The organism is Stieleria neptunia, assembly GCF_007754155.1.
Lineage (GTDB): Bacteria > Planctomycetota > Planctomycetia > Pirellulales > Pirellulaceae > Stieleria > Stieleria neptunia.
On record NZ_CP037423.1, the window covers coordinates 7912165 to 7925112 of the forward strand.

The 12948-nt window shown below is 60.0% G+C and carries 11 protein-coding genes; 3 read left to right on the forward strand and 8 right to left on the reverse strand.

The features are described from left to right. Window positions 1–5: 5 nt before the first annotated feature. The 8 genes from Enr13x_RS27545 to Enr13x_RS27580 form a co-directional block, all read right to left on the reverse strand. Window positions 6–749, reverse strand: a complete 744-nt coding sequence (locus tag Enr13x_RS27545; RefSeq protein WP_145390103.1) for a DUF6655 family protein — start codon at window positions 747–749, stop codon at window positions 6–8. 470 nt (window positions 750–1219) lie between these two features. Beyond that, window positions 1220–1513 (reverse strand): hypothetical protein, encoded by a 294-nt coding sequence (locus Enr13x_RS27550; protein WP_145390104.1) that lies wholly within the window; start codon window positions 1511–1513, stop codon window positions 1220–1222. A 452-nt stretch (window positions 1514–1965) separates the two neighbouring features. Next, a complete protein-coding gene (locus Enr13x_RS27555) occupies window positions 1966–2838 on the reverse strand; it encodes a hypothetical protein (protein WP_145390105.1) in 873 nt (290 codons plus the stop codon). A gap of 211 nt (window positions 2839–3049) precedes the next feature. After that, on the reverse strand, window positions 3050–3322 hold the full coding sequence (locus tag Enr13x_RS27560) for a hypothetical protein (protein ID WP_145390106.1): 273 nt from the start codon (window positions 3320–3322) through the stop codon (window positions 3050–3052). A gap of 144 nt (window positions 3323–3466) precedes the next feature. Then, window positions 3467–4654, reverse strand: coding sequence for a chymotrypsin family serine protease (locus tag Enr13x_RS27565; RefSeq protein WP_197455393.1), 1188 nt, complete (start codon window positions 4652–4654; stop codon window positions 3467–3469). Window positions 4655–4891: 237 nt separating this feature from the next. After that, window positions 4892–6346, reverse strand: a complete 1455-nt coding sequence (gene hemG, locus Enr13x_RS27570; protein WP_145390107.1) for a protoporphyrinogen oxidase — start codon at window positions 6344–6346, stop codon at window positions 4892–4894. After that, entirely contained in the window at window positions 6343–7440 is a 1098-nt protein-coding gene (locus Enr13x_RS27575; RefSeq protein WP_145390108.1) for a TIGR04053 family radical SAM/SPASM domain-containing protein, read from the reverse strand. The genes hemG and Enr13x_RS27575 overlap by 4 nt, the downstream gene beginning before the upstream one ends. Window positions 7441–7582: 142 nt before the next feature. Continuing rightward, a complete protein-coding gene (locus Enr13x_RS27580) occupies window positions 7583–8944 on the reverse strand; it encodes a Gfo/Idh/MocA family protein (RefSeq protein ID WP_145390109.1) in 1362 nt (453 codons plus the stop codon). A gap of 613 nt (window positions 8945–9557) precedes the next feature. On the opposite strand from Enr13x_RS27580, the gene Enr13x_RS27585 reads away from it, so the two are divergent. The 3 genes from Enr13x_RS27585 to Enr13x_RS27595 all read left to right on the forward strand — a co-directional run bounded on the left by Enr13x_RS27585 (window position 9558) and on the right by Enr13x_RS27595 (window position 12823). Then, a complete protein-coding gene (locus tag Enr13x_RS27585) occupies window positions 9558–11192 on the forward strand; it encodes a solute:sodium symporter family transporter (RefSeq protein WP_145390110.1) in 1635 nt (544 codons plus the stop codon). A gap of 73 nt (window positions 11193–11265) precedes the next feature. Continuing rightward, the gene (locus tag Enr13x_RS27590) at window positions 11266–11604 is read left to right on the forward strand and encodes a P-II family nitrogen regulator (protein WP_145390111.1); all 339 of its coding nucleotides are present in this window, start codon (window positions 11266–11268) and stop codon (window positions 11602–11604) included. A 997-nt stretch (window positions 11605–12601) separates the two neighbouring features. After that, window positions 12602–12823 (forward strand): hypothetical protein, encoded by a 222-nt coding sequence (locus Enr13x_RS27595; RefSeq protein ID WP_145390112.1) that lies wholly within the window; start codon window positions 12602–12604, stop codon window positions 12821–12823. The last annotated feature ends 125 nt before the right edge of the window (window positions 12824–12948 follow it).

A 12948-nucleotide genomic window follows, 5' to 3' on the forward strand; every position in this document is an offset into this window, starting at 1 on the left:
GATGCCTAGCGTCTCTGCGTCGTCGGCAGTTCAGCGATCGCCGATTCGTAGCCGTCACCGCCGAGGTTGTCGAGCATACGAACCGGTTGCCGCCGAGCGACGTGGATCGGATTGCTCATAAAACTGCCGCCGACTCCATTGAATCCGACCGACTGCTCACGCTGCTTGAGCACGGTTCCGCTTCGAAACGGTCCGATCCCCATCACGTAGGTGTCGTTGTTGTGCGTCAGTGCTGTGGACTCGCCACCGTTGCCGAGCGCGCGTCCGGTTTTGGCGTCGTAGCAAACCAAGCCCAATTTGGCCGTTCCCATCTGTGTGCTTCGCGAAGCGAGTTTGATTTCGGGCAATTCGATCGGCAACCCCGGCATGCCCAGCGACGGAATTCCGAGAAAGCTCTCTTGCGTGTCCGTGCCGACTCCGCCGCTGCGAGCTTCCAAGACCAGATCGGCTTGGTCGGCTGCCGGTGCGAGCGAACCGCCTGCCTGCAAGATGCGGTGACGCAACGAACCGACTAAGTATCCCTTGTCCACTGAATCGAGATACTTCTCATCCACATAGACACGGTAGCCTTTGAAGTCATCGAACGTGACGTTCGACATCGCCCGATCGATGGCGGCGGAGATCAGCAGTTGCTCGGTCCCCGTTCGAGCCGTGTTGCTGGTGCTGGTCGTCGCACAGCCGACTGCCAGCGTGACGAGGGTGACGAAACCACAATTCAGGGCCAGGTTTCGTGTCGTGAAAGTGTTCATGTCCACTCCTTGGTCTGCATCCGCGCCGCTGGGAGCGAGTGCCATTGATGGAAAAAAACCGCCGGGCATCGTTGACGAGACGCTTGCGGCAAGATGAGTATTTGTTCATTAGCTTGCTTCGGACATCAATGGCTCGGTCTACACCCGGTCCGTGGCGGCGCGGAAAACCCAACGAGACTTCTGCATGAGCCTCAATTTGCCAGACGATAGACAGTCCGCGCAGACACCCACGACAAGACATCCGATGGATAACGAAGGCAAAACCCTGACCATCAAAATGAGCGCATGCCGCTGTCATCCAGCAACAATCCGACGGCGCCAGACGGCCTGGTAAGGCCTGCCGAATGGCATGAAGGATTGTGGGACCCGAAGAACCTTGGACCCGAAGGGACGGGAACGGAAGAGAGGGCAGAAGAAGGCTACGCGGTGAAGTTCTTTAGCGGTAGGGCGCGAAAAGCATTGCAGAACGATCACGTCCACGCAAAGGGTGACGGTGAATTCATCCAGGAGTTCACTTCAATCAATTCCGGCGCCGCCTCACCAGAAAGGACCTGGGACAGTTCTGTTTCATTGCGGTAGCGCGCCGCTTCCCGTTCGATCAGTTCCAGGTCGGATGTCGACCAATCGGGATACTCGGTCAAACGCTGCGCCCGACATGCGAGTCGCAAATCAAGGACTTGCAGCATTCGTCCACCGGCCGCATAGGTGGCTTGAACGTGTTCGACGAACTCTACGAATCGATGACTCAACATGTGGTTTTGCATTTTGCAACTCCGTGTTTGTGATGAAGTGATTGTTCGATCGCATCCATCGATTTCGATGGCAAACATCGCTCGGATTTGCAAACATCGTGCCGGGATTCCGAATCGTTCCGCCCACCCGGTCTGGGGTGGAGATCGCTCCTGAATCGGAACGCTAGCGGTTGCCGATGGGGCATGCGATCAAAACAGGTGGGCCGTTTCTTCGACCGCGTTGCTCAAACACGCAGCACAAACGCGCTGCACACTGCTCAAGGAGTTGACAGTCGGATCGCCTCGGTTCAAACGCCGCAGAATGCTCTGCGGCTAGTGCTGCCTTGCAACTTAATCTTCGGGTGGCGCGTTGGATCGGAAACGGGGGCAGGAACCAAAAATGCGAAGCACCCTTCGGGCCGTTTGGTTTTTGGTTCCTGACCCCGTTTCCGTGGACAATCCAAAAAACGAGCTGCAACGCAGCACTAGGCTCGCGTGAGACCGTAGGCGTAGGACGTCTTGGTCGGGCCGTTTAAATCAACCCAAGCCGCGAGTGGTGAACGTTCGTCGCGAAAGACTTGCAGAATCTTGAAACAACGCTCCGCCATCTCGGTCGTAAACGGTTCCTGCTTGGCCCCCAACCCCTTGTCGCGATAGCGAAAGCTGAATTCAACGACGTCCGGCGACGCGGCGTTTCCTCCCTTTCGATGCCAGACGATCACCGCGCACTGGGCGCGGGCCTTGTCGCTGGCTTGAAATTCAACGCCTTCCAAGACCGTTTGGTTGGCGATGAAATCGCAGACGCGTAGCAGTTCTTTGCGGCCCTCATAGGCATCGCCGAGTTGTGATTTGACAGGTTTAAAAACGCGGCGGATGTCTTTTAACGCGTGGAACTCGGTGCCCGCATCGACGTCCGTGACTTTTCCCGAAAGGCTGTACAGCGAAAGAAACTCGTGGTCCACAGTCGCCTTGATATCTTCCTCGAACTTCGTCTTGCCTCCCGTCTTGCTGCCCGAGACAAAGAAGCGATCACGATGGCGGCGTTTCAGCGTCAGTTCAAGTGGTCCTCCCGAGAGAGGCTGACGCTGCCGAAAGACAAAACCGGCGTTGCGCAACCGGCGGTCTTTGGTGTCATAGAACTGCACCGTGGCCTGCTTGTCGTCCTGTTTCGGTTCGAATACACCGCGGACGGCCGGATCGTCCGACTGCTTCGCGACGGCGTGGCCGATGGCCCGGGCGAACACCGATCGAAAGTGTTCCGTTGCGGCGAGAACCTCCTGACCGTTCCCCACGAATCTGCTTGCCCGAAGCATGACCTTGTATTCACGCGACGTCACGGGTCTGGATTGGCGGGGCATGGTGTCTTCCAGCGGTGGGCCTCAAGAGGAGAGGTCGTCCGGTTTTGAAGTCGTTTAAAAAGACAGGGTTTTCGTCACTCTCCCCCTGGGAGAGTCGAGCGTAGCGAGGAGAGGGTTTACGTTGTTGTGCCGACGGGGATGGACCTCACTGAAGTGAACGTGGCGATTTCGATTGAACGGTTGGGCGTGCGCTCGATTCAGAACGCTCGGATCAGAACGCTCGGATCTCGCCCGTGACATCACCGACGATCGGAAAGCCATCGACCTCGGCGGGCAGTTGTGAAATCGTTTGTTGTTGGTCGACGTAAACCACGATCGCGTCGCGGCCGCTCGGCGTCTTGGTCATCCCCATGCCCATCACGCCCTTGCGGTGCGACAACTGCTTTTCCGCCTTGGCCAAGGCAACTTGAATGGCGGCAGCCGTCCCGGTCGGTTCGTCGTCGGCGGGATGATAGGGCATGGCTGCATTCTCATTGAGACTCATGCGGGATTCCCTCATGGGTTGTGTGCCGCCCGATCGACCGACGCAAAACGGCGATCGCAACGGGCGCGGGTTCGGGATCAACCGGACGCCGGCGTCCGGATCAATCTATCCCATCCTACGGCGGATCACACACGGAATCAATTCTCAGCTGAGTTCATACAGCGTGATGTCGAGCGCCGAGACGACGCGCGATATTCGGTTGCAGAACGTGGTGCCGCCGCCACCGGCAAACAGCAGACCGACCGGCGGCAACCCCGACCGCCACTGCCAGACGATGGAACCGGAGTCCCCGCCGGCGGAGAACGTTCCGGAGGTCGTCGATCGCACGGAGAACTGGTCGCGAAAATGCGCCACACCCGCGGCCCCATAATTGACGTTGATCGAGACACCCGTGGCGCGGATGGTTCCTTGGGTCAGGTCGGTCGTTCGCCCGGTCTTTCCCACAACCAGATTGACCGACGGTTCGATCACCGAATTGCCGATTTTGAAATAACGTGCCGTCGAACCGCCACGATGGTAGACGTGGTCACGCCGGACGCGACTGGGCCAGCACCATCCGGTGGCGGCGTCGACCAGGTTGATGGCACCGGCGTTAAAGTCGATCGGCACAAAACGCTCCAGAATGGCGATGCGATCGGCGGGGTTCACGCCCTGATCGGCCGGTCCCGGTTGGATGATCGAATCGCCGAACCGGGCATCATTCGAGTTGGCCAGGACGTGATTGTTGGAAACCATCAGCAGACGTCGTCGACGGGTACGATCACGACCGCGGGCCCAGCCTCCGATCGTGCCGGCGGTGATTTTGTAGTGACCGACCGAGGCGCCTGCCGGAGCCGGCCGAAACTTCGATCGATTCGTCGTGTACGGCACAATCTCACCGGTGACCTCGATCTCCATCGGCATGTCATCGCTCGATGCGGCTTGGACTCCCATCGTGTCGACGATCTCGCGACGGACCTGTTCCTGGTCGGCGTCGCTCTCGACATACACGATCAGACTGGGTTCACCGGGGATGACGCCACCGGAGATTCCGACGCCTTGGACACCGGCGCTGTCGAGATGCCGTGCGCTGGCCAGCGACATCGCATTGGAGGATGCCGCCTCGGCGAGCCGCTGTTCGATCTGTGATTTGATCTCGCGCACCCGATCGGCCGCGGCACTCGATTCGATCGCCTCGCCGCCCTCCTCATCACCAAACGGCGGCGGGTCGAATTCCGAGTCGGAGTCGCTCACCTGGCCTTCGGGCGTCGGCGGCGTATCGAACCCGCCTCCCTCGTCCGCAGAGGGTCTGATTTCTGCGTTTTCATTGAAGTCGCTCTCACCGAAGCTCATGATCGGCTCCTTGTCTTGGGACCATCTCTCCAAACTGTTCGGGGCAACACACTTTCCCCGAGCGATCCAGTTGATCCTAGGACGCGATCGTCAGCGCACTACGGAAGCCTTCGGGTAGCGAACCGGAACTGAGAGACGCGGGGACGTCGACGTTTCTTCATCTCGCGCACCTACGATTGTCTGCAAGACTTCACGGAATCGATCAAGCCGACTCGGTTCGAGTCCAATCGGCCACGCTCAGCTCGCTTGCAAGCTGTTCAACACCCGATCGGCCGCTTGCTGTCCGCTGCGAATGCAATGCGGAATGCCGACGCCGTGATAGGCATTTCCGGCCAGTTCCAAACGCGGGTGTTTTGCGGCAAGCTGTTCGATGCGTTCGACGCGTTGCGCATGCCCGAGCACGCATTGCGGCATCGCACGATGCCAACGCTTGATTCGCGAAAACAACGGTGGCTTGCTGACGTGTATCAATCGCCCCAACTCATCTTGAACGGTCTTTACAATCGTCTCGTCGGACCACTGCATCACTTCCTCGCGGCAGGCCCCGCCGAGGAACGCTCGCAACAAGACTTTTCCATCCGGTGCCCGACCGGCATACTTCACGCTGCTGAACGTGCAGGCCAGCACGGGCCGTTGTTCGACGTGCGGCACGAGGAAGCCAAAATTATCCAGCTCGCAAGGAAACGCGTCTCGATCGTAGGCCAGATTGACCACGACACATCCCGCGTAGGGAATCTCGCTCAACGCCTGCGCAAGTTCATCGTCGGCAGATTGCAGCATCGAACCGGCGTGATGCGCCGGCACGGCCAGGATCACCGCTGAAAACGCTTCCTGCCGGGTTTCGGCGTTCCCGGCGGGTTTGACTTGCAGCACCCAACCGTCGTGATCGCGTGACAGCGACAACACTTGATGGTCGGTGCAAATGCGACTGTTCTCCAAGCCGGCGGCCAACGCCTCGATCGCGCTGCCCAAGCCACGCCGCGGCGCGACGAACAAACTGTACTCGGGGCCGCCCGCGCCCGGCCGTTGGTGCTTGGCGCCCGGTGCTCCCGCCCGTTGCGTCTTGGCGCCGGCCCTGGCTGCTTTGATCAGACTGCCGTACTTGGATTCCATCTCCACGAACTGGGGAAAGGTCGCGTTGATGCTGAGCTGTTCCGGGTCGCCCATGTAGATCCCGCCGGCGAGCGGTTGCACGAGACGCTCAAATGCGTCGCGACCGAGTCGGCGGCAGGCGAACGCGGCCAGACTTTCATCGTCGGTCGAACGGCGTCTGGGAAGAAAACGCTCGGCGGCGAGCCGGAGTTTGCCGCGCCAGCTGAGAATCGGCGTCGTCACCATCGGCCAGATTCGCTGCGGCGCCATCACGGCCAAGCCATCGGGCAACCGTTCCAACCGCCCGCGACAGACCACGTCGACCCCATGGTGCGATCGATTGGTACTGATCAACTGGTCCGCAATCCCCAGATCGCGAAACAGGTTCATCGCCCATGGCATTCGGCTGAGCACGCTATCGGGACCGAGTTCGATGCAAAAACCGTCGGTGTGTTCGGTTTGCAGGACGCCGCCCAGCCGATCGCTCGCTTCAAACACGATGATCTCAAGGGATGCGTCCGATCGGCTCAACTGGTGAGCGGCGGCCAGACCGCTGATTCCCCCACCGACAATGGCGACGCGTTGTTGGTTCGGGTTCATGAAAGGTTCGCCACGGCGTCTGTTCCAATCGGCGTGTAGACGCAATCCGGTTCGCTGGCCAGCGGGTCGCCGAAGACGGCGTAGGCGCGCGAACGGCTGCCGCCGCAAGGATCTCGATACTCGCACACGCCGCACTTGCCGCTGAATTGTTGCGGGTCACGCAGCGAACGAAACGTCGGATGGTTTTGATAGATCTCGACAACACTGTCTTCGGGAAACCGTCCGCACTCCAGCGGCAGGAAACCGGCCGGATAGATTTGTCCGGTGTGACTGACAAACATGATGCCCTTGCCGTCGCCGACGCCTAACGGCGCACGCCGTCGCCGCCCCGGTTGAGACGAGGCCAGCGGGTCGCCTCCCCGTTCCATCACAAAGCGTCGATAGTGGGGTGCTTCGGTTGTCTTGATCCCATAGGGACGCCGTTGCGATTGCGTCCACAGTTTTTCGAAGACCTGCTCGTACTCGGCCGCCGAAATCCGCTCCTCCATCGTCCCGCGTCCCACCGGCACCAGGAAAAAGACCGACCACATCATGATCTGTTGATCGGCGAAAAGCTCCGCCATGGCATCGATCTGGTGCACGTTGCGGCGGGTGACGGTCGTGTTGACTTGAACGGGGAGTTCCAACTGACGCGCATCGGCCAACATCCGCAGCGTCCGCTCAAAGCTGCCTTCCCAACCGCGAAACGCATCGTGGGTCTCGGCGTCGCTGCCGTCCAGACTGATGCCCAGCACACTGACGCCGGCATCGCGGGCCTGCTGCAGGGCTTCACGCGTGGCCAGTGGTGTCGCCGACGGGGTCAGGGCGATTTGCAATCCCTTGTCACGGGCGTGGCGAATCAAATCCAACAGATCGGGGCGTTTGAGCGGATCGCCACCGGTGAACACGACGACGGGCGGTCGCGGAAAGGTGGCGACCTGGTCGAGAAGGGCCCGCGATTGGACGGGCGTGAGCTGCCCGGGGGCGGCAGCCGGTTGTGCGGAGGCGCGGCAATGCTGGCAAGCCAAATCGCAGGCCTGCGTCACTTCATAATAGAACATCAGTGGAGCAATGCCGAAATCGACGGGTCCGTAGTCTGCATGTGGATGGGGCATCAGGGTGGCGATTCGCGAAACGCGGATCGATGAGAGACGGGTCGGTCAAAAGATGGGTTGATCAATAGATGGGAAGCCGGCCGGAGGATGCGTGCGCCGCCGGGCTCGCGTCGGTCGCGAGCCCTTGCGGCGGAGGACAGCGTTACAGTTCGACCCACTCGCCGGCTTCGGGCGCCGGGAAGAAACCGTTCTCGTCGGCTTTCACCGGCGGTTCGCTCTCTTCGGTCAAATCATCCAGGTAGTCACAGAATTGGAAGTTTGACTGGGTGACTTCGTCCCACGTCACGGTGCGATTCAAGTGCGCCGCAGCGCGGCCCATCAGCGAGGCAAAGTCGGCGTACACCGCGCGTTTGGCTTCGTTGTGCGGCCGGTCGTTACGGATGCTTTGAATGAAGTCGATCCATTCGTAGTCCCAGGGGTTTTCGGCATCGGGAGTGGGCGTCCACTCGATGTTGTCTTTGGCGATCCGATGGTCCTTGAACATGTGGACGGTCGCCTTGTGAACGTTGCCGGAGAACTGTCCCGCTTTCTTGCTGCAATGAACGTAGGTGGCAAAGTCGTTGTCGCCGTTCTTGGCGCGACGGAAGCCGCAAAACGCTTTCTTGCCATTGGGGAACGTGTACTCCATCGAATAGAGGTCGTTGTTCTGGCCACGATCTTCACTGTTGACTTCGCGACCGCCCATGCCGTGACAGCTGACGGGCCAATCGTCCATCAACCAACAGCATTCATCGATCTGGTGAATCAAGTTATCGACCATGTGCCCGGATCCGACCCACATCAGTTGGGCCTTGCCGAATTTGAGCTGTTCGCCGAACAGGTTTGACTTGTCGCGTTGGTCGCCCAGCCAGCGTCTGCCGGTCAATCGATTGGCCCGGATGTAGGACAGTTCGCCCATCGCGCCGCTGGCGATCTTGTCGATCAACGCGGCCCGTGCCGGTGAGTGTCGGCATTGCAGACCGGCCGCGATCTTGACGCCGTTCTGCTCGGCCAGTTCGCCGGCTTTGAGCATCCGCCGCAGCCCCACCGGATCCGGCGAGAACGGTTTTTCCATGAACACGTTGATGCCCTTTTGGACGGCATATTCGACGTGCACCGGACGGATGTAGGCGCGCGTGGTGCAGAGCGCGACGTCGCCGGGGCGCAGCACGTCGATCGCAGCCTTGTAGGCCTGGAATCCGAGGAACTGTCGGTCTTTGGAGACATTGATCCGGTCGGGGAACTTTCTCGCCAGCGGTTTGAGCGAGTTATCGATCTTGCTCGCTTCCAAATCTGCGACGGCATACAGTTCGATCGGGCCTTGATTGCTGGTGTTGAGCGCGTTGACGACGGCGCCATTGCCGCGTCCGCCGCAACCGATCAGTGCCAACCGGATCGTGTTGTTTTCACCCGCGTGGACCGCCGGAATGGATTGCCCGAACATCGTCGCGCCGACCGCCGCGGCACCGGATCGTTGGATGAATTGGCGACGGGACGTTTCGGAGGAAGCTGGGGTTTGGACCATGGTTAACTCCTAACCATCAGATGGGGATGGGGTGGGCTGGGGGTAGGCAGCGAGCGCGACGATGCCGGCTGAACACGCCGAGCATGATCACGCCGGAATCGAAGGTGAAAGTCGGTCAAGGAATGCAAATGGCGTTCCATGGGGCCGGGCGGGCGCAGTCGGGCGAACCCCGGCCGCAGCGGCGAGAAACCGTGGAACACGCCTCCGACGCCAGACCGTGATTCGGCGATTTTCAGCAGTCGTTCGTTTTCCGCGAGTTTGCCGATGTCGCTGAGACATGTCGCACACGCCCGATCGATCGGATGCTCCGGACCGCGCGCCCGTGCGGACGGCTTGACCGTGCGGACGGCTTGACCGTGCGGACGGCTTGACCGTGCGGGGCAACGAACCGGTCGGGCCGTCGACGGCTTTCACGACGTCGGGCCGAGAATCCGTCGTGCAAGCAAGCGACGCGGGGACAAGGTCGCTACATTGTGGACTACCGACATTCTGGTCGCATTGGACGAGCGGGCGATGCGGCGAGAAGACGCCACGGCCCGCGCCCCGTGGCACTCTTCCGAGCACGCTCTCCTTCCGACTCATTCACGGCTTTCGGGCCATCAGGGACAATCTTGTGTATTTGGTCACCCTTCTCTCGTTCCTTTTTTTCACGGGGCTCGTGGGCCTGTGTACCTGGTGGATCACTCGCAAAGACGACCACGGCAGCAGCACCGGCTACTTTTTGGGCGGGCGTTCGCTGACATTTCCGCTGATCGCAGGCTCTCTGCTGCTGACGAACCTCTCGACCGAACAAATGGTCGGGCTCAACGGAGCGGCCTTCACCGACGGACTGTGTGTGATGGTCTGGGAGGTGGTCTGTGTGGTGGCGCTGGTGTTCATGGCTTGGTTCTTTTTGCCGCGGTTTTTGCGAAGCGGCGTGGCCACCGTTCCGCAATACCTGGAGATCCGCTTTGACCATCAAACCCAGGTGATCACCAACCTGATTTTTCTGTTGGCCTACGTCGGCATCTTGTTGCCGATCATTCTGTACACGGGCGCGACAGGGATGGTCGGCATTCTGGATGTGCCTTCGATGTTGGGCAGTTTGCCCGAGAGCGTGGGGATGGACCCCGGCACCATGGCGCTGTGGTTGATCGTCTGGGCGGTGGGTCTGATCGGTTCGGTGTACGCGTTGTTTGGTGGGCTGCGCACCGTCGCGGTTTCCGACACGATCAACGGCGTCGGTCTGCTGGTCGGCGGCTTCATGATCACCGCCTTCGCACTGGCGCAGCTCGGCGGCGAGGGGGGGATTTCCGAAGGCGCGAGCTTGTTGGTGGAACAACAACGCGATCGATTCAACTCGGTCGGCGGCGACGACAGTTCGGTACCGTTCGGCACGATTTTTAGCGGCATCTTTTTGCTGAACTTGTTCTACTGGACCACCAACCAGCAAATCATCCAGCGGACCTTCGGCGCCAGCAGCTTGGCCGAAGGTCAAAAAGGGGTCTTGTTGACCGGCGCGTTGAAGTTACTGGGGCCGCTCTACTTGGTCATCCCCGGCATGTTGGCGTACAGCTTGTTCGCCGGCGATGACATCAAGGCCGACCAGGCGTATGGCATGTTGGTCAACAAGGTGCTTCCCGCCCCGCTGACGGGCTTCTTTGCCGCCGCGATGATCGGAGCGATTTTGTCCAGCTTTAACTCGGCGCTGAACAGTTCCTGCACGCTGTTCAGCCTGGGGCTGTTTAAGAACGTGATCAAGAAAGACGCCAGTGAGCAGGCGGTCGTCCGTTCGGGAAAGATCTTCGGATGGATCGTCGCGGTGGTCGCCATGTCGATCGCACCGCTGCTGGCCAACACCACCAGCATCTTCGGCTACCTGCAGAAGATGAACGGCATGTATTTCATTCCCATTTTTGCGGTGGTGCTGATCGGCATGCTCACCAAGCGGGTTCCCCCGTTGGCGGCCAAGGTCGGTTTGATCGCCGGGTTTACGGTGATTGCCGTCGGCTACTTTGTGCACCCCTTCGACAAAATCGTTTCGTCCTTGCACGAGTACCATTTCCTGGGAATCGTCTTCGCCTGGTTGCTGATTCTGATGCTGGTGATCGGCGAGATCAAACCGCGCGAGACGGAATTTGTGCAGGAGGATGTCGGCGCGGTGGACATGACGGCGTGGCGATTTGCCAAACCGGTCGGTTTGCTGCTGATCGCGATCGTGTTTGCCGTTTACTCCACGATGGCGGATTTCTCGATCCTCGTGCAGTGATCGATTTGGCACGCAAATTGCCTCCAATGATGCAGAGAACTGAGACTGACCCCTATCCCGGAGGAACTCTGCGATGAAAATTGTTAGTGCAATCATCAACCCCTTGAAACTGGACGCGGTGAGGGACGCCCTGGCCGAAATCGGCGCCAAAGGAGCGACGGCGACCGAGGTGAAGGGCTACGGACACCAACGAGGGCATACGGAAATGTATCGGGGGGCGGTCGTGGACGTGAAATTTAACCCGAAGGTCAAGCTGGAAGTCGCGATCGAAGACGCCTTGGTCGACCCGGTCATCGAGGCGATTTGCAAGGTCGCGAAGACGGGACACATCGGCGCCGGAAAAATTTTCGTCACGCCCCTCGAACGCGTCGTGCGAATCCGCACCGACGAAACCGGTGAAGCCGCCCTGTAAATCCAGGCCGCCAATCCAGGTCAACGTCTGACCGCAACCAGGCATCGCAGTGAGGCGGACTGCGGTTGCCGACATCCGATCCGGGTCCCGAGGAAAAACATTCGTTGAGTACGCCCGAAGCGAACCGACCATTCTGATCGCATGCTTGCGGTCAAAAACGTGCCAATCCGCGCGCTAGCGAACCAACTCAACCGCTCAACGCACACCTTCGAAACCGGCCGCGCCGATTCGCACTGCACATCATCCACTTTGGCACTCAAGCATTTAGCAACGCTCGGTCCATTACAGGGTAGTGGACGAGGTTACGAGTCCTATCGCGAGGGACTCGTAACCGCGTCCACTACGGGTTCTTCCGCGAATTTACTGGCTGCTCTCGGATACTCGGGGAAGGTTTTTTGAGGGATGACTGCGATGTCCGATGGTTCTGTTCGGTCAGATGGCGAAGCCAGCTGTAGCGGAGACGGGCTCTGCGGAGGAGCAACCCGCCTAGGAATCACCTGGTCTGCGATGCGCCGAAGGTGCTTCGTGCCCTCCACCGGCCCGCGTCGCCGGAGGCGCGTTTGAACCGAGCGGTTGTCGTCCAACCCCCATTCGGACATCGCAGCAATGCCTCAAAAAACCTGGGTCCTGAGTGATTACCCACTAAGATCCGCGAAGAACCTCCACTACGAAAACCGACACCTATTGGTCGTGCGGTGTTTTTGAAACGCAACCGGACGGCTCGCGGGTTGTCGTTTTAGTCGGGTTCTGCGGAGTTAATGGCGAGCCGCTGGCCGTAAGGCCTCGGGCAACGTCGCAGTGCCCGGCCGCTTACGCGTCGCGGCTCACTAAATCGACAGCCCGCTTGCGCCGTTCCGCTAACAAATGCTGCACAGCGTTACCCGAAGGGCAGGCGACGTGTTGTATGATGTGGATCATCCGCAGCCTGCGCGCCCCGCCGTGACAGTGGAGTTGGCGAAGTGGGGCCGCTTTGATTCCGTGATCAAGGACAATCCCGATGGCAAAGCATGAAGTCGAGTTTGATGTTCCCAAACGCCCCCTCGGTCGCGCGGACATCGAATTCACGGTCAAGGCAGACGGCAGCGTGCTGGGCACGTTGACGGTTTCCAACGGCTCGCTGGTCTGGTTTCCCAAAGGCACGACGAACGGCTGCAAGATGGGATGGAGCAAGTTCGATGCGTTGATGCAGGAACATGCCACCAAGCAAGAACGGCGTTAGTGGGCTGTCCAGTCGGTGGGAAGTCAGGGCAGGGATGGCAGATTGATTCGGGGCAGAATGATGGGGTCCTGCGCCGTCAAAGATTTTTTGGCGGTAGGGCGCAAGCCTCTTCGGTCTTTCACGGT